Origin of the sequence: Deinococcus sedimenti, assembly GCF_014648135.1 — a bacterium.
Taxonomy (GTDB): domain Bacteria; phylum Deinococcota; class Deinococci; order Deinococcales; family Deinococcaceae; genus Deinococcus; species Deinococcus sedimenti.
The window spans coordinates 1,206,256-1,224,594 of the sequence record NZ_BMQN01000001.1; the positions used below are offsets into that span (position 1 = coordinate 1,206,256).

Here is an 18,339-nt window from a genome sequence, read left to right on the forward strand (position 1 = left end):
ATGAGGATGGCGTGGGTGCGGCATTCACGCTGCGCTGCGTAGAATGCGGGGAATGCGGCCAGGAGCGTGTGGACAGTGGAAGGACCGGGCAACGCCGGACCGGGTGGAGGCGTGACGGACGGACGCCCCGGCGATCAGGACGCCACGCCCGAGGTGACGCCAGCAGTCCCCGGCGGGAACGCGCCCGAACCCACGCCACGCGGGCGCCGCAGCCGCGCCTGGCTGTGGGTGCTGGCCGTCCTCGGGGCGGTGCTGCTCGTGCTGGCGCTGCTCCCGACCCTGCTGGGGGGCGCGCTGCTGGCGCAGTTCGGAACGCCCGCAGGCGTGAGTGCCGACCGGGTCAGCGGGCCTCTGTGGTCGCCGAGCCTCTCGGGCGTGCGGCTGGACCTGCCGGGCCTGACGGGCGAGGCGGGGAAGGTGGGCGTGACGGTCGCCAGCGTGAACCCGCTGACCCGCACCGTGCGCCTGAACGTGCAGGCGTCCGACGCCGCGCTGAACCTGAACCTGCTGGACCTGTTCGGCGGCGCCAGCGGCGGCGGGGGCGGGGGCGACGGCTGGAAGGTCGTGCTGGGGAACCTGGACGTGCAGCGCACCCGGGTGAATGTGGACGGAACGGGGTTCAACGTGCCCGACGGGCGGTTCACGGTCACGCCAGGCCGCGCGGGCGCACTGTCCGTGAAGGGAGCGACGCGGGACGGGGACCTGAATGCCGACGTGCTGGTCACCGAGAAGGCCGGGGCGAACGTGTTCACGGTGAATCTGGACGTGGACGCGCGGGTGCTGAACCACTACTGGCCGGGCGTGACGGCGGGCCGCATCACCGGGCGGTACGTGCTGGGCGACGGCCCTGTTGTGGGTGACCTGAAGGTCACGGACGCGGCCCTGCGCGTGCCGGAGGCGAAGTTCGTGACCGTGACCGGCATCCAGGGCGCGGCCACCCACCGGGGTGACGACATCCGCCTGAACCTCACGGGTCGCGGCTGGGACGGACCGGTCATCGCGACCGGTGGGGTGGACCTGAAGGCGCAGAACTGGTCCGTGACGGCGGACGCCACGCCCACCGTGGCGGGGCTGGCGCAGGCGCTGGGCACCACGGGTGACGGCGCGCTGAAACTGCGGGTCACGGCGGGCGGCTGGAGCACCGTCCGCGTGAAGGGGTACGCGCAGGGAACCGGCACGGTGGCCGGGGTGGGCTTCACTGACGCGAACGCCGAGTACACCTTCCTGAACGAGGACGGCAACACCGCCGGGCAGACGAACGACCTGGCCTTCCGGGCCGACACGGCGCTGGGCGGCTCGGCGCAGAAGGTGGAGGGCCGCTGGGCGATCGGGCGGGAGGGTCGCCTGACCGTGGCGGGCGTACTGGCCCAGAAACCCCTGGATGTCGAGGGCCGGATTGACGCGAACAACCGGCTGTCCTTTGGCGGTCAGGCCCTGGGTGGCCCCCTGCGCGGCACCTTCGGGCTGAATGACACGCGGCTGAGTGCCGTGCTGAACCCCACGTTCGGCGCCGCCGGGGCCCGCGTGGCCCTGAGCGGCACGCCCGAGGACCTGCGTGCGCGCATCACAGACGCGCAGGCGGGACCCTTCACCGGCCTCTCGGGCAGCGCGGCCCTGGACCGCCGGGGTCTGCGCGTGGATCTGGGCGCGGCCCGCCTGACCGTGGACCGGGACTTCCGGGGCACCTGGGCCGCCCGCGGCCTGTCGGGCAGTGGCCTGACGCTGAATGGCGGCGGCCACATCGACCTGACCGGCGGGGACGTGACGGGCACCCTGAGCGCGGCCGTGCCCGGCCTGCCCCAGCCGCTGAGCGGCCCGCTGGACCTGAACTACGTCGAGCAGCGGGGGACCTTCACGGCGGGTGCTCAGCGCGTGACCTGGGCGGGCGACGCGTTCGGCCTGCGCGCCCGGAACCTCGCGGTCGCGGGGGGCCTCAAGGTCACGGGGGACCTGACGGTCACGAACACCCTGAAGGCGTTCGGGTCGCTGCGGGCCGTGGGCCCGGGCGTGACCGTGACGGCCCTGGCGCGCGGCACCAGCGCGAATCTGCGGGGCGAGTCGAACGGCGTGACGGTCCTGGCGGACGCGGACCTGCGCGCCCCGTACCGCGTGCAGGCGCGCGTGGCGGGCGCCGACATCCGCGGCAACGTGACGCTGGACGACGGCGTCCGCTTCACGCTCACCACGCGAGGCGACACGGCCCGCGGCGTACTGGACGGCGAGAACCTCACCGCGAGCGGCCGCGTGAACCTGGGCGCGCTGCGGCCCCTCCTGCCGGGCCTGGACCTGGGCGGCACCCTGGACCTGAACCTCGCGGGCCGGGGGGGCTCGGCCCGCGTGAACGCGCAGGCGGGCGGCGCCGCGATTCGCGGCACCCTGACCCGGCAGGACCGCGCCGGAACGCCCATCGCGGCGGACCTGCGGGTCACGGCAGGCACGGGCGCGGGCCGCGCCGACGCGCGGATCGCCGGGCGGGTCTTTCCGGACGTGCAGGCCACCGGCACCGTGCAGGCGCAGGGCCAGACCCTGAATCTCGCCGTGAACGGTCCGTACGGCGCGCTGAACGCCGCAGTCACGGGACGAACCGGCGTGCTGTCGTTCGGAGGCGTGACGCTGCCCGCGCAGGCGGTGAACCTCCGGGGCACCCTGACGCCCGCCCTGCGCGTCAGCGGCACCTGGGGCGAGCTGCGCGCCGCGTACGACGCCCGCAGCGGTCTGGTGCAGGTCAGCGGCGCGCAGGCCCTCACTGCCTTCGGGCAGGACGGTCGCGTGCAGGGCCGCGCGTCCTGGGCGCCCGGACCCGCCGGGGCCTTCCGGGGTCGCGTGGACGCGCGGGGCGTGCTGGACCAGTACACCCTGGCCGTCGCCGGTCCATGGAACGGCCTGAACCTGCTCGTCACGGACGGCGAGGGCCTGCGCGCCGAGGGCACCGCCTCGCTGCCCAGCGGCCGGTACGACGTGAACGTGAGCGGCCCCCTCGGCAATGGGCTGTTCGTGGACGGGAACGTGCAGGGCACCGGACTGGAACCTCGCGGGCAGATCGCCGTGCGGGACGCGCAGGGCGGCCGGGCGGACGTGAACCTCGCGGGCTTCGACAACCTGACCCTGACCGCCCGCGGCCTGACGCTGGGCGGCCAGCGCCTCGCCGGGACCCTGAGCGCGCGCGGCGGCGTGCTGAACGGCCGCCTGGACGCCGGGCCCTTCCTGGTGCAGGCCGACCAGGGGGCGCTGCGCGTCACCGGGTCCCTGGCCGGGCAGGACATCACGGCGACCGGGCGGGTCACGCTGCCCGCCACGCTGGAGAACCTGAACGTGCGCGTCACCGGCCCGTACTTCACGGCGTCGGCCGGGGGCAGCGTCGCCGATCTGCGCGGCACCCTGACCGTGAAACCGCAGAGGTTCGAGGTGGGGCCGACCGCCGTTCAGGTGCCGGGGCAGTCGTTCCCGCTGCGCGGCTCGCTGACCGGCGCGCGCGCCACCGTCGGCGGCCTGACGTACGTGGGCGGCACCTGGGCCGGGGCGCTGGGCCTGCGCTACGCGCTGATCACCGGGCCGGACACCCGCCCGGGGACCGTGCAGCTGGCGGGGCAGGGCACGGCGACCCTGCTGGCCCTGCCCTCGGGACCGCTGACCGGGCGGGTGTCGCTGCTGCCCGCGCTGGGCGGCACGCTGAGCACCGGTCTCGCGCCGTTCACGGCGGACCTCCCGGCGAACGTGCGCGCCGCGCTTGTTCCCGGGCGGCTGGAGGTGGCCCTCAGCCCCACCAGCGCCACGGTGTTCACGAGCGGCACCCGCTACCTGGGCGACCCGCTGCGCCTGAACGCCCGCGCCCGCTGGCAGGACGGCGTGTCGGTGCAGGGCACCCTCACGCACCCGGGGTCGCGGATTCCGGTGGCGTTCAGTGACGCCGGACTGACCGTGCGCGGCGCCCTGCTGGACGCGCGGGTGCTGGGCCCGGTGCTGGACGGCGCGCGCGGCCGGATCGGCCTGAACTTCAGCGTGCCGGACCTGGATTTCACCCGCGCCAACGGCCGCGCGGACGTGAACGTGCAGGCAGCCGGTCAGACGGCGCGCGGCAGCCTGAGCCTGTCCCGTGGGCAGCTGAGCGCGAACCTCAGCAGCACCCTGGGCGGGCAGGCACTGAGCGTGCGCGGGCCGCTGTTCCCGCAGGCGAACGCCGCGCTGACCTTCGAGAACCTGCGCGCCACCCTGACGGGCCGCGCGGGACCGCAGGCGCAGGACACCCTGACCCTGCGGGTGGCCGGCGCGTATGCCGGGAAGACGGTGGACGTCACCGCGACCGGCGCGGCCCTGACCGGTGGCGCCGCCCGCGTCACCGTGGGCGGCAGCGTGGCGGGCGCGGCGCTGAACGTGACCGCCTCGCAGCGGCGCGGCGGCAGCCTGGATGACTGGACCCTGGACGGTTCGGCCAGCGCCGCCGATCTGCGCCCCCTGCTGGGTCAGGCCGGGCGGGCGACCGTCACGCTGGGCGGCACCGTGGCCGACGCGCGCCTGACCGCGCAGGGCGAGGTGGGCGGCGTGACCTTCCGCGCCCCGGCACGCTACGCGGGCGGCGTGCTGCGCCTAGACGGCGCGACCGCCGAACTGCCGCAGGGCACCGTGCGGGCCAGCGGCCCGGTCTTCCCGCAGCTGAACCTGAGTGCGCGGGCGACCCTCACGCAGGGCCTGCCCGGCACGTTCACCGCGCAGGTGCGCGGCACCCCCGTCCGGCCGGACGTGAACGTGCAGGGCGTCCTCGCCAGCGGTCCGTCGGGCCTGCGCGCCGCCGGAACGCGCGTCACGGCCCGCCTGCTGGGCGGCACGTACCGCGCGGCCTTCACGGGCGCGGCCCTGACGGGCGAGGTGCGCGGCCAGCTGGGCACCGGCGCGCTGGGCGGCCTGCAACGCGCCGCCCTGAATCTGAATGCGTCGGTCGTGAACGCGGACACCGACGTTCGTCTGCGCGGCCCGATCGGCTGGAACGCCCGCACGGGCTTCAGCGGAGCGCTGCGCGCCGTGGGGGACGTGCCGGGCGGTCCGCTGGACGCCCTGCTGGACGGCACCCCGGCGGGCGAGCTGACGGTCGCGGCCACCCTGGGCAGCGGGCTGCGCGAGGCGCGCCTGACCGGCCGCCTGCCCGCCAGTCTGCCCCTGCGGCCCGGCGGCACCCTGAACCTCGCCAGTTTCGACGTGGGCGCCCTGTGGGGCCGCGCCGACCAGGTGCGCGTGAGTGGCGCCGCCACGCTGGGCGGCCCGGACTGGAATGCCCTGAACGCCTCGTTCAGTGGCGCCGTGCAGGACGCGCAGGGTGACCTGAGCGGTGACCTGAGTGCCCGCTACGCCGCCGGGAACGCCCGCGTTCAGCTGACGGGCGCGCGCACCAGCGGCCTCGCCACGCTGGACGGGGGCCGCTACGCCGCGTCACTGCGGGTGGACGGCCTGCGGGCCGCGCGCCTGCTGCCCGCCGGGCTGGACGTGGACGCCCTGACCGTGGCGGGCACCCTGACTGCCGCCGGGACCCTCTCGGGTGGCCTGGAGGCCCTGAACGCCCAGAATCTCGCCGTGAAGGGTGAGCAGGCGCAGGCCGGGCCGTTCAGCCTGTACGGGCGGGCCGCCTTCGACCCGCGTTCGGACGTGCTGAGCGCCGACCTGAGCGGCAGCCTGCGTGACGGCGTGCTGCGTGCCCAGGGCGCGCTGCCGGGCGGGCTGCGCCTCACGGTGCGTGACCTGAGCACCGACTACCTGACCACCGCCTCGCTGGGGGACGGGCGCCTGGGCGCGGACCTGACCTTCGGGGGCCGCGCCGCCGACCCGACCGTCGCCGGGCAGGTGACCCTGACCACCCCGCAGGTCGAGGCGCTGGTGAACGCGTCGGGTCGGGTCAGCGACCCGCGCCTGAACGCCCGCGCCACCCTGCGCGGCGCGGCCAGCGGCACCGTGTACGCCGAGGCCAGTGACCTGAACCTCGCCGCCGGAACCCTCCGCGCGCGGCTGTACGGCACGGTCGCCAGCGGCGACACGCGCGCCACCCTGGACCTGAATGGCGTCTGGCCGCGCCTGAGCGGCACCGTGAACGCGGCGGTGCCGGGCCTGCCCGACCCCGTCCGCCTCACCGGAGATGGCCGCGGCGGGTACGCCCTGACCGCCGGTCGCCTCGGCGCGGGAACCGTCACCCTCACGCCGGGGCCGAACCTGATTCCTGCCCTGGCCGGACGGGTGACCGTCACGCCGCTTCCCCTGGCGGGCGGCACGGGCGACGCGACCCTGACCGCCAGCGTGGGCGGCACGCTGGTCTCCCCCACCGTGGCCGGCACGGTCGTCACGCGCGGCGCGACCCTCGCCGGGGTGACGCTGGCCGACCTGACCGGAAACTTCAGCGGCACGCCGGGTGGCCTGACCGGCACGCTGAGTCAGGCGGGCCGCGCGGTGGCCACCCTGAACGGCACCCGCGTGCAGCTGGACCGCCTGTCGGCCCGGGTCGCGGGCAGCGCCCTGGAGGTCAGTGGCGCGGCCGCCCTGGACGGCAGCGCGGACCTGACGGTGGACGCGAGCGGCCCCCTGGCGGGCCGGGTGCAGGCCACGTACCGCGCGCAGGCGCTGACCCTGCGCGGGAATCTCAGCGGGCCGCAGGCGCTGCGCGCCGCGCTGGATGTCACGGCGGACCGGCTGGGCGGCTGGCGCGGCACCGCGCGCGTGACCGGCGGACCCGCCGGGTTGCTCACGCAGCCGCTGACGCTGCGCCTGAGCGGCCCGCTGGCCTCCCCGCTGGCGCAGGGCGAGGCCGGACTGCTCGGCGCGGGCGCACGCATCGTCGCCAGCGCCCGCAGCGTGCAGGTGCGTCTCGTGGACGGCCCGCAGGCGCAGGGCAGCGGCGTCCTCGAAGCCCGCCCGGATGCGCGCGGCACGTGGGCGCTGCTGGGCACCGCCAGCCTGTCCCGCCCCGAGGGTGCCCTGACCGTCACGGCAGGCGGCACCCTGACCGACCCGCAGGCGCAGCTGTCCGTGCGGCGCGGCGAGTGGCGGGCCAGCGGCACGGCCAGCCTGAACGCCGCCGACCTGAACGTCTCCGACGGGCTGGTGGACGGCACGCTCCGCTGGCAGGCGGGCCAGCTGGCCGCGAACCTCCCGGGTCTGAACCTGGGCCGCCTGGGCATCACGGGCCTGTCGGGCCTGCTGACCGCCAGCGGCACCGTGAACACCGACACCAGCTCGGGTCGCGTAGCGCTGCAGGTGCGGGAACTGGACACCCCGTACGCCGCGCCGTACCTGGGCGTCGCCCTGCGCGGCAGCCTGGACGGCGACGTCATCCTGCGCGGCGGCCGCCCGGAGGTGAACCTGACGGCCGCCCTGAATGCCGGAACGCTGACGCTGCGCGCCGCGCAGGGCGACGCGTTCTGGACCGGGAGCGTAACCGGCCGCCTGACCCAGGGCGCCGGTACGCTGGACGTGAACGTCCGCGCCGACATGGGTGGCCTGACCGGCACGCTGGGCGCCACGGCCTACCCGCTGGAACTCGCCGGGCAGTCGGTCGCCCTGAACGGCACGGTGCGGCTGGCCGGGCAGACCTTCACGGCCGCGCTGGTCGGCGGGAACCGCACCGGGACGGTCGACGTGGACGCGTCCGGCGGCGTCGCCGACCTCATCCCGGCGCTGGAAGGCCTGCTGGCCGTGCGGCCCACCGGCGACGGGTACGCGCTGCGCGCCACGCTGGACGAACTGGAGATCCGTGACCTGAAGGTGGCACCCGCCCTGTCCGGCCGCGTGAGCGGGCAGGCCAGCCTGCGCGACGGGGGCGGCACGTTCGTGCTGCGCGCCGATCAGCTGATGGTCGGCCCGAAGACGCTGCCCGCCCGCCTGGAAGGCACGCAGGTCGGCACCGACTGGCGCATCCGCGGCTTCCTGGGCGAGTCGGACTTCACGGCCGGCCTGGGCAGCGGCGACGTATTCGGACAGGGGAACCTGCGGGGCCTGCCGGTGGGCGCGCTGGTCGGGGCGTTCACGGGCGAGGCGCCCGGCGAGGGACTGGTGACCGGCGTGGCCCGCTTCCGCTTCCCGCTGGCCGACCCGCCCGCCGGAACGCTGAACGTGGTCGCCGAACGCATCCGCGTGAGCGCCACGAGCGGCACCGGCACGGACGCCGTGACCGAGACCCTGACGGGCAGCGGCACGCTGGACTTCGCGGCGCGGGAACTGCGCGGCGTGAATATCCAGCTGGGCGGCGCCGGGACCTGGGACGTGCGCGGGCAGTACACCCGCGAGAACGTGAACCTGAGCGCCCAGTTCACGAACACCACCTTCACGCCCGTCCTGCGGCTGGTACCGGGACTGGCGGACCTGCAGCCCAGCCTGAAGGGCAGCCTGACCGTCTCGGCGGCCGGAACGTACGACCGCCCCCGCGGCCTGATCCGCGCCGAGAACCTGCAGGGCAGCGTCGCGGGCCTGAGCCTGCGCGTCCCGCAGTTCGCCGGGGACCTGCCGGACAGCGGGGCGTTCACGGCGGGCGGCCGGGTCCTGACCGGCGGCACGGTCGGCACCGACGGCGCCGTCACCCTGGCCGGGCAGCTGACGCTGGGCCGCCTGAGCGGCACCCGCGCGACCTTCACGGGCCTGCTGGCGCCGCAGGCGCTGGGCGCCCTGCCGAACACCACGGCCACCCTCGCGCAGCAGCCGGACGGCCGCTGGACGGTGGACGCGCAGAGCCGTAGCACCACGGCCGCCAGCGGGGCGGGCAGCCTGAGCCTGACCGGCACCCTGTCGCCCCGCTGGGACCTGAATCTGTCGGCGCGGAACTACAACCTGCCGCTCGCCGCGATCTACGGCCGTGAGAGCGCCCTGAACGCCGACCTGCGCGCCGTGGACGACGGCAGCGTCATCCGAGTGACCGGCGCGGCCGACTTCGCGCGGCTGGTGCTGGGCCGCGTGAACGCCCCCACGACCATTCCCGCCCCGGGGCAGAGCAGCACCGATCCCACCACCGGGCGCACCACCGACAACTTCGTCAGTCCGCTGCCCGAGCAGTTCACGACCTTCCCGCAGGAGGGCGAGGCGGCCGTGCGCGCCGCGCGGCCCTTCCTGGAACGGCTGGTGTTCGAGGACATTCCCATCAGCGCCACGAACGGCATCCGCATCGACGAGAACCTCGTGCGGGCCGAATTCACGGGCAACCTGATGCTGGCCGGGACCGGCGACCGACCGCGCCTGACGGGCAACATCCGCTCTCAGCGCGGCTTCGTGTACCTGCGGGAAAACGAGTTCGCCATCCAGTCGAGTTCCGTGACGTTCAGCGGCGACAACCTCTACCCGAAGTTCGAGCTGGTGGCCAACGGCACGGTCACGGCCGTCACGACCCGGCAACGGGTCCCGGTGACGCTGGATATCGGCGGCGAGTTCGTCACGCGCGGGAACGGCGCCACCGTGCTGGACCTGAACACCACGCTGCGCTGCACGGCCGAGGGCAGCAGCTGCGCCGATCCCGACACGGGCCTGCCGTACGGCGAACCCGAACTGTACGCCCTGGTCGCCACCGGGGTCCCGAACCTGACCGCGCTGCCCAGCAACCTGGGCGCGCTGGGCTCCAGTGCGCTGCAGACCGCGCTGAACGTCTTCGTGCTGGGCGAGTTCGAACGCACGATCGCCAACGCGTTCGGGCTGGACGTGTTCCGCCTGACGCCGCAGCTGAGCGTCGAGAACGGCACGCTGGGCGCGACCATCACGCTCGGGTCGTACCTGACCCGTGACCTGTATCTGCAGTACCAGGTGGACCTGAACGGCGAGGGCCTGATCAACGCGGAGTACACTGCGCCCGACAGCCGCTTCACGTTCAAGGTCAGCACGCCTCTCAAGGGCCTGAACCTGCAGTCGGTGCGGCCCACCTTCAGCGTCGGGTACAACGTGAACGACCGGACGAACGTGAACTTCGGGGTGGAGAACGGCGAGCGCGGCGCGGTGTTCCGCTTCGGTATCCGCTACCTGTTCGGCCGGTAGGCCCCGCCGGCCAGGGGAATGTCGCCCCTGGCCGCACAGCGCGCCGCCCCCGCAGATGGCAGGGGCGGCGCTTCAGCTGGTGCGGGTCAGGTCAGCCGACGGTGACGTTCGCGCGGGGTTCCAGCGCGTAGAAGGCCACGACGGCCACCAGGGTGCCCACCCAGCCGGGGGCGCTGCCCAGGTCCAGCTCGAAGGGGCGGCCCAGGACGGTGCTGCCCAGCTGCCCGACGAGTTTCTCGCCGGTCTGCTGCGCCACGACGTTCCAGCCGACGATGGGTTCGCCTATGAAGCCGGTCACGCGGTCCACGCCACGCAGCGTGAGCTTCTGCGCGCCGACGTTGCCGCGCAGTTCGCCGTCTTCCAGCTCGATCTTCACGCTGTCCGCGCCGACGGTGCCCTGCACGCCGCGTTCGGTGATCTCGAGGTTGATGTCTTTGCCGTGCAGCTTGCCGCCTGCGCGGCCCTTGATGGTGTCGCCGTCGATGGCGCAGCGGATGCTGTAGCCGTCCGCTCCGCCGAGGCGGCCCTTGATGAGGTCTTCCATGCGCGCGAGTATAGCGTGACTCACCCGTGCCCGGACCCGGCCGACCCCGGCACGAGACCCACCCGCTCGAAGTACACGCGGCGGGTCAACACCGGCCCGCCCTCCCCGAGCCTCACGCGGCCCACGTTCCAGCGTTCGAACAGGACGCGCAGTGCCCCGCCCAGCAGCGCCGCGCCGAACCACGCGGGCGGCTCGCCGTTCCAGCGCAGCGTGTGCCCATCCCAGGCGAGGTGCGGGCAGCCCTCGTCGTGCGCGGCCCAGAACATCCCGCCCGAATCGCCGAGGCGCTGCGCGCGGACGGTCAGGGGCGGCTCGCGAACCTCCGCGTCGAACTGCGGGGCGCTCCAGACCTGCGCGTACAGCCCGTACAGGCCCTGCTGCACGGCGTGCGCCTGGGCACGAACGCGGGCCTCCTCACGCCCGGTCAGGCTGCCGGGCGGGCGGTCCAGTTCCGCCCGCAGGGCCGAGAGCTGGGCCTCCAGCGGCGCGAGGCGCTGCCGTGGCGTGGGCGGCGGCGGCGGGGGAGGCGGGTCGCCCTGAAGAGTCGCCGCCGGGTCGAGGTACTCGCGGCTGCCCCAACCGCTCACCTCGCGCAGCGTGGCATCCTCGATCACCCACAGGCGCGTGGCGACCTCCCGCGCGAAACGCCGGTCGTGCGTGACGATCACCACCGCGCCCCCGTATGCCTGCACCGCGCCCTCCAGCGCCAGCAGCGCCTCCACGTCCAGGTGGTTCGTGGGTTCGTCCAGCAGCAGCAGGTCCGCCCGCAGGCCACTCACGAGGGCCAGCCCCGCCCGCGCCCGCTCGCCACCCGACAGCACCTCCGGGGTTTTCGGCCAGTCCTCCGCCCCGAACCCCGCGCGGCCCAGCAGGGTGTTCGCCTGCCGCCCGAAGCGCCGCTCGAACTGCGCGTGCAGCCCCTCCCCCGGCGTCAGGCCATGCCACGTCTGATCCAGGCTGGCGACCGTCACGCCCGGCGCGACCCGCAGCGCGGGCTGCGGCCCGACCTCCCCGGTCAGCGGGTCCGGCACGGGTGGATCGGGGTGCAGTTCGCCGGACAGCAGGCGCATCAGCGTGGTCTTCCCCGTGCCGTTCGCGCCCATCAGCGCCACCCGGTCCCCCTGCCGCAGCCGGAAGGCCGCGTCCGTCAGCACCGGCCGGTCCCCGTACGCCTTGCTCAGGTGCTCGCCCCACGCCACCAGCGGCGCACGCGCCGTCCCCGCCAGCAGACGCATGCGGATCTGCCGTTCCGGCAGCGGCGCCTCCGGGACGTTCTGCCGCTCCGCCCGCGTTTTCAGCGCCCGCGAGCGGCGACCCCAGCGGTCCAGCACCTCCACACTCTTCGACAGGCGCTGCGCCTCGCGTTCCCCCAGCCGCGCCGCGCGGGCCTGCGTGCGCCGCTCCAGCTCCCGCTGCGCCGACGCCCGCGAGTACCCCCCCGGATACCCGGTCGCCGCGCCGTGCTCCAGCCAGACGCTGCGCGTCGCCACCGCGTCCAGGAACTCCCGGTCATGGCTGGTCAGCAGCACCCCACCCCGGAACGCCCGCAACCACCCCTCCAGCCACTCCCGCATGCGGATATCCAGATGGTTCGTGGGTTCGTCCAGCACCAGCAGGTCCGGTTCGCGCGCCAGGGCCAGCGCCAGCGCCAGCCGCGTCCGCTCCCCCCCCGACAGCGTGCTCGCGTCCCGGTCCAGAAAGCGCGTCAGGTCCAGCATCCCCAGCACCCGCGCTACACGTGACGGCCAGCGGAACGCGTCCACGTCCTCCAGGTGCGCGTGCAGCGCCGACCAGCGCGCCAGCACCTCCGGATCACCCAGGTTCGCCTCCAGCTCCAGCAGGCTCACCTCCAGCGCCCGGTACGGATGAGCCGCGTCCACCAGCGACCGCACACTCCGCCCCACCGGATGCGCGTGATGCTGCTCCAGCACCGCCACCCGCAACCCATCCGCGCGCCAGACCTCACCCTCCTCCGGCACCCGCTCCCCGGTCAGCACCCGCAGCAGCGTCGTCTTCCCCGCCCCGTTCCGACCCAGCAACGCCACCCGCTCACCCAACGACACACCCACACTCACGCCGTCCAGCACCACCCGCTCGCCGAACAACACCGACACGTTCGACGCAGCAATCAGGGAGGACGGCACAGACACGCCCGCAAGGCTAACAGAAGGGCCCGAACAAGAAATGCGCCGAAGGGCTCAGAGGGGAGCCAGCTATTCCGAAATCATTTCCTCCAGCAACCGGTCTCTGATTCTCTCGGCCCACTGCTTTCTCTCCAGGCTCAGGGCGAATTCCGGCCGCATGAACCAGCGGTCGAACTCCTGTGGCAGGGCTGGGAAGCGCTCGAAATCCCACGCTCCATCATCGGAATACACGACGCCATGGGTCAGCTCCGCCAAAGCGGAGGCGAGACAACCGTACAGAATGTTGATCAGTGCCGGCTGCCCCGCAGAGCGTCGGAAGTACCACCAGTGTCCGCTGATCCGCGCGGTATCGAACACAGCGGAGAGATCAGTCCTATCTGCTTCAATAGGCAGCCCGAAAGTCTGCTCGAACCCCTCCAAGTCAAGTTGCTTGAAGTAAGCACTGGTGCCTCCAGCCACGTCCTGCACCGTAAACCAGAAGTAGGCGTTCGCCGTGCAGGCAAACGGCGCATCGAGAAGCAGGCCCTGATCCTCGTGAGTGCCGCTGGTCAGGAGCTGAACCTGAACGGGGTTGCTCTGAGGAAGCCCCATTTCTCTCAGGTACGCGTCCAGCTTGACACGCCCCAGCGAGAGCACCTGGCGCGTCGTGGGCAGTTCCACCCGGCCCGGGTAGACGTCGAATGTAGTCGCCACGAAATCAGGGTGACACACCCACGCGATCCACCATTACACTTTCCACCCGTCCGCTATCCTGTGTCGGATGTCGGTCGTGCCTCACCCTGCCCCTGAAATGCCTTCTTCCGCGCCGTTCGTGGTGGCGGCGCTGTATCAGTTCCGGGCGGTGGCGGACCCGGCTGGTCTGCGGGAGCGGCTGCTGGCGCTGGGTGAGCAGGAGGGGCTGTGCGGGACGTTGATCGTGGCGTCCGAGGGGATCAACGGGACGGTCGCGGGGAGCCGCGCGGGGATCGACGCGTTGCACGCGGCGCTGCTCGCGGAGGGCTTCGCGGGGCTGGAGTACAAGGAGTCCGGCGCGTCGGCGCAGCCTTTTAAGCGGTTCAAGGTGCGCCTGAAGCGGGAGATCGTGACGCTGGGCGTGCCGGTCGCGCCGGAGCGGGAGGTCGGGCAGTACGTCGAGCCGGGTGACTGGAACGCGCTGATCGAGTCGGAGGACGTGGTCGTGATCGACACCCGCAACCGGTACGAGGTGAAGGCCGGGACGTTCCGGGGCGCGGTGGATCCGGGGATCGAGTCGTTCCGGGAGTTCCCGGCGTGGCTGGACGAGCACGCGGAGGAGTTGCGGGGGAAGCGCGTGGCGATGTTCTGCACGGGCGGGATCCGCTGTGAGAAGAGCACAAGTCTGCTGCGGCAGCGCGGGTACCGGGACGTGTTTCACCTGCGGGGCGGGATTCTGCAGTACCTGGAGGACGTGCCGCAGGAGCAGAGTCGCTGGGACGGCGAGTGTTTCGTGTTCGATGGGCGCGTGACGGTCGGGCATGGCCTGCGGGAGGGCGCGGCGGTGATGTGTCACTCGTGCGGCTGGCCGCTGGGTGAGGCCGAGCGGGCGCACGCGCTGTTCGAGGAGGGCGTGAGTTGCGAGCACTGCCATGCGCGGACCACGTCGGAGCAGAAGGCGGCGTTCCGGGAGCGGCAGCGGCACTTTGACCGGCAGGTGCAGGAGGGGTGCGGGGCGTGACGGTCGCGTGAGGCGGCGCGGCGCGGTGGTCGTCCTGGCGGGCCTGGGAGTGGGCGGCGCGCTGCTGCTGGCTCAGCCCCGCCCGGTCACGCCCGTGCCGGGCAGTGCGGAGGTGCGGTTCGTGCAGGACATGCGCGTGCATCACGAGCAGGCGGTCACCATGAGCGTCCTCGCACTGAAGGTCGCGCGGGATCGCTCGGTGCGTTCCCTGGCGCTGGACATTCAGCTGGGTCAGGAGGAGCAGAACCGGCAGATGGAGGCGTGGCTGCGCCGCTGGAACGCCCCGGACGGCGCCCAGCCTGACGCAATGCACGCGGGCATGATGGGCATGGCGACGCGGGAGGACCTCCTGTCGCTGAAGACCCTGCCCGTCCGGGAGGCCGAAACACAGTACCTGCGCCTGATGCGCCGCCACCACCAGGGCGCACTGCTCATGGCCCGGCCCCTCACGGGCAGCGGTCAGCCGCTCGTCGCTGGCCTCGCCCGGCAGGTGACTGCCACGCAGACCGGCGAGATCCGCACCCTGGACAGCCTCCTGCACGCACGGGGCGCGCAGCCCCTACCCGCACCGCACGGCATGGAGCACTGAACGAGATCAGAACTGGACTGATTGGAATTGCACCCAGGCTTCACACCACAGGGGGGATATGGAAACGATTCTCAGCCTTGGCAGCAGACGGAAGTTCACTCTCTGGCGGTTTGATGCCAGTCACCGACGACTTCTCCTCCGCAGTTCACTTGAACAGAACAAACCCCACCCGACCAGAATCGATCTCCTCTTCTCGCACGTTGTGCGCATAAACATCCCAACATTCATCGATCTAGATACCGTGCGCGAGGTTCACTCTGAACTCTTAGATGTTCTTCTCCCGAATCACTTCATGGGTCAGGCCAACAACGACAAAGTGTACGGGTTCTATCTCGAGGAAAAGCTCGTGGGTTATGTGGTCGCCAAGTGGCACATTCTGTCCGAGGACACGGCAAAAGCCTCCGAAAAATCCTCTGAGTACCACATCAACTTGATCACTGGCTGGGCCACTCTAAGTGACGGGTAGGCGTGGCTTCGGATGCTCAACGCGTCAGCCCTTCTGCCCTTCGGTCTTTTCAACCTCTGCGGGAAGGGGTGCGGGGAAGATCAGGGCGCTGAGCGCGACGCCGCCGAGGGCGGTCATGACGGCCACGCCGAGCCACAGTTCGAGGCTGAGGCTGGTCTGGCCGCGCCACACGGCGTCCCCGAGGTACGGCACCCAGACGCTGAGGGGCAGGAGGAACGCGAAGGCGCGCAGGTGCCAGGGGCGGGCCGGGCTGGGGCGCAGGAGGGCGTGCCACACGTCGATCAGGAGGCCGGTGGCGACGGCCAGCAGGGGCACGCGGATGTTGCCGGGGAGGATCATGAGGGTCATGCCGAGGTTCGTGACGCCGTACATGACCGCGACTGAGCCGAATGGCAGGGTGAAGCGGCGCAGCAGAAGCAGGGGCGGCGCGGCCATGATGACGGCCGTCAGGAGGATGGTACCCAGTTCCCCGCGTGTCTGCACGTAGCCCATTCCCTGCGGGACGGTCAGGAGGCCCCACAGGTACATGTGCATGAACGCGGTCATGGCGAGCAGGCTGGTGGCACTCAGGGTGGCGACCCAGCGGATGGCGGGGCGGGCGGCGCGCGGCTCAGTGCTGCGCCACGCGGCGTTCAGCGGGGACGCCGCGATCAGCATCGCGCCGAGGAACAGCAGGAGGTGCGTGGGGGACAGCAGCGCCTCAATGCCGACCTCGATGCCCAGCACGGTGTGCCACGTCAGGTCACCGACGCCGCCCAGCGCGAAGATCGGCACGCCCAGCGCGGCGAGGTGGTACCCGTCCGGGAAGGCTCTCAGGCCGCGTCGACCCTCGCGCCAGCCCTGCGCCGCGAGGAACAGGCACCACCCGGCGACCGCCAAGAAGCCGCTGTAGAACGCGGCGTGCCAGGGTGTGAAGAACGTCTCCAGCGTCTCGCCGAACTGGTTGTGCGCCCAGCCATCCGTGAACACCCCCGCGATCAACCACCACGCCAGGGCGATGGTGACGAGGTTCTGGCGGGTGGTCGCGCGCCCGGAACTGGCGGTCACGGTCGGGCTCGGGACAAGCGTGGACGTCATGCCGCAGTGTATGCGTAGGGTGCGGGCGAGTTCAGCGCCATTCGGGTGTGGCGCCGGTCCGGGTCAGCGCAGCGCCGTTCCGAGCTGCACCAGCCACACGCGACTGGGCGCTCCGGTGGTGTTGTCGCCGATGCCGAAATCGTTGTCGTTCGTCAGTGCCACCACGCTCGGCGTGACGAGGACCACCCCCTCCAGCTTGTCGTCCGTGATGCCGGCGTCCGTCGACTGGAAGACCAGGGTGCGGGTACTGGCCCTCACGCCCAGCGCACTCAGTTCGGGTGCGGCTTCCAGTGTCAGGGTGGACTCGTCGGTGCGGTTCAGGATGTCGGTAGCGGCGCTGAAGTCCTCCACGTACAGCCGCACGAGGCCGCTGGCGCGTTCCAGCAGCAGCAACTTGTTCCCGCTGATCCAGGTGGTGTCACTCACCTTCAGGTCTGCCTGCTTCTTGCTGGCGGGGTAGTCGCTGATGGAGCTGCCGAGCGTGAGGTACTCCCCGGTCACGCGGGCGTTCAGGGGGTCCGTCACGTCGAGCTTCAGGGTGCGCAGCACGCGGCTCGCGGCGTACGCAGGGGTCTTCGTGTCGCCCATGGGACTCTGAAGGGTCACCCAAGCGGTCTTCCCGTCCGCGCTGAGGCTGAGGTTCTCGAATCCCCGGTTGACGCGGCGATTCAGGTACACGCCGGGCAGGATGGGCCGCACCGGGTACGCCGCGCCGTCCAGGGTCTTGCCCTGCGGGGTGTACCGGATGAGCACGTCGCCCTGCGCGCTGAGTACGGCGACGCTGGGGCTGGTTTCCTCCGCCACGAGCAGGCGCCCGTCCGGGAACCGGGCCAGGGCCTCGGTGTCCATCCCATTGACGTTGAACGGCAGGGGTGTCGTGGCGGCCGCGCTCCTGAACGGCAGTTCCTCACCAGTGACGTTGGTCAGGCCCGTGATGCCCTGCCCGTCACGGTCACGCAGGGGACGGTACTCGGTGGGGACGATCCGGGCGCCGTCCACTCGGAAGCGCACCAGGGTCGGCGAGAACTGCGGCAGTGGGAAGGTCTTGCCGTCCACCTTGCCCGCCGCGTCGAGGTGATCCTCGTTGGGGCCGCGGTCCGTGATGCCCAGGAACGATCCGTCGGGCAGCACGGTCAATCCGCTGCCGATGGCGGGCAGGTCGGTGCTGCGCAGCCCGTTGACCTTCGAGCTGGCCAGCTGGGCGTCGCTGTAGCCCAGCGCGGTGAGGCTGGTGGCGGGCAGGCTCGCAGAGCGCAGCACCCGGACCTTTCCGTCCGCCGTCGGCGTGCCGGGCAGCCCGTCCCCCGCCTCGGTGAGAGAACAGGCGCTCAAGGTCAGAGCACCGAGAAGTGTGAACAGACCTGCGCGACCGGCCGTGTGGATGAACATGCCCGTCACGGTACGGGTCGTCTGTCAGACGGCGTTCAGATCAGACCGCCCGCTGCGCTACTGCCGCGCCTCGCTGACGTCGAGAATCCCGGTGAAGTCCTTGTAGTCGAGCACCAGTTCATACGTGCCGTTGCGGCCCTTGCCCATGGCGTTCAGCGCCCATTTGCCCTTGGGGCACACCTGCCCGGCGACCTGCTGGCCGCTGGGGTCCAGCAGGCGCACCGTGACGTTGCCCTTCCGGACATCACAGACCCCACGGACACCGACCGACTGATTATTCTCGAAGGCGTTGAATCCATAGCGGCTCTCTCCGGTTGCATTGAACATGTAGGTGGGCGTCAGGGTGACGTAACCGAATCGAAGTCCGAACGTGAAGTACATCAGCGTCAGGACCAGAGCCAGGGCAGCAATCAGCAACCGCATTGATCAGAGTGTACCCTCATTGATCCGCCA

The 18,339-nt window shown here is 72.2% G+C and carries 10 protein-coding genes; 4 read left to right on the forward strand and 6 right to left on the reverse strand.

The genetic code is table 11. The features are described 5' to 3' along the window. The first annotated feature begins 111 nt into the window (after positions 1-111). Positions 112-9,984 carry a translocation/assembly module TamB domain-containing protein gene (locus tag IEY69_RS05990; protein WP_229783663.1) on the forward strand — a complete coding sequence of 3,291 codons (9,873 nt, stop codon included), beginning with the start codon at positions 112-114 and terminating at the stop codon, positions 9,982-9,984. 91 nt (positions 9,985-10,075) lie between these two features. On the opposite strand, the gene IEY69_RS05995 is transcribed toward IEY69_RS05990, so the two are convergent. The 3 genes from IEY69_RS05995 to IEY69_RS06005 all read right to left on the reverse strand — a co-directional run bounded on the left by IEY69_RS05995 (position 10,076) and on the right by IEY69_RS06005 (position 13,365). Beyond that, on the reverse strand, positions 10,076-10,528 hold the full coding sequence (locus IEY69_RS05995) for a hypothetical protein (RefSeq protein WP_189072161.1): 453 nt from the start codon (positions 10,526-10,528) through the stop codon (positions 10,076-10,078). 20 nt (positions 10,529-10,548) lie between these two features. Continuing rightward, positions 10,549-12,678: an ABC-F family ATP-binding cassette domain-containing protein gene (locus tag IEY69_RS06000; protein ID WP_229783664.1), complete on the reverse strand. Its 2,130-nt coding sequence runs from the start codon at positions 12,676-12,678 to the stop codon at positions 10,549-10,551. Between the two features lie 63 nt (positions 12,679-12,741). Then, the gene (locus tag IEY69_RS06005; protein ID WP_189072162.1) at positions 12,742-13,365 is read right to left on the reverse strand and encodes a hypothetical protein; all 624 of its coding nucleotides are present in this window, start codon (positions 13,363-13,365) and stop codon (positions 12,742-12,744) included. Positions 13,366-13,462: 97 nt separating this feature from the next. On the opposite strand from IEY69_RS06005, the gene trhO reads away from it, so the two are divergent. The 3 genes from trhO to IEY69_RS06020 are packed head-to-tail and all read left to right on the forward strand — an operon-like array spanning position 13,463 to position 15,420. Continuing rightward, complete coding sequence (gene trhO, locus IEY69_RS06010) at positions 13,463-14,365, forward strand: oxygen-dependent tRNA uridine(34) hydroxylase TrhO (protein WP_229783665.1); 903 nt, start codon at positions 13,463-13,465, stop codon at positions 14,363-14,365. Positions 14,366-14,372: 7 nt separating this feature from the next. Continuing rightward, a complete protein-coding gene (locus IEY69_RS06015; RefSeq protein WP_229783666.1) occupies positions 14,373-14,954 on the forward strand; it encodes a DUF305 domain-containing protein in 582 nt (193 codons plus the stop codon). A 58-nt stretch (positions 14,955-15,012) separates the two neighbouring features. Further along, the gene (locus tag IEY69_RS06020) at positions 15,013-15,420 is read left to right on the forward strand and encodes a hypothetical protein (RefSeq protein ID WP_189072165.1); all 408 of its coding nucleotides are present in this window, start codon (positions 15,013-15,015) and stop codon (positions 15,418-15,420) included. Positions 15,421-15,444: 24 nt separating this feature from the next. On the opposite strand, the gene IEY69_RS06025 is transcribed toward IEY69_RS06020, so the two are convergent. The 3 genes from IEY69_RS06025 to IEY69_RS06035 form a co-directional block, all read right to left on the reverse strand. Then, positions 15,445-16,497 carry a hypothetical protein gene (locus IEY69_RS06025; RefSeq protein ID WP_189072166.1) on the reverse strand — a complete coding sequence of 351 codons (1,053 nt, stop codon included), beginning with the start codon at positions 16,495-16,497 and terminating at the stop codon, positions 15,445-15,447. A gap of 63 nt (positions 16,498-16,560) precedes the next feature. Further along, positions 16,561-17,829, reverse strand: coding sequence for an esterase-like activity of phytase family protein (locus IEY69_RS06030; protein ID WP_229783668.1), 1,269 nt, complete (start codon positions 17,827-17,829; stop codon positions 16,561-16,563). 114 nt (positions 17,830-17,943) lie between these two features. Then, positions 17,944-18,309, reverse strand: a complete 366-nt coding sequence (locus IEY69_RS06035) for a hypothetical protein (RefSeq protein WP_189072168.1) — start codon at positions 18,307-18,309, stop codon at positions 17,944-17,946. Positions 18,310-18,339 lie beyond the last annotated feature (30 nt).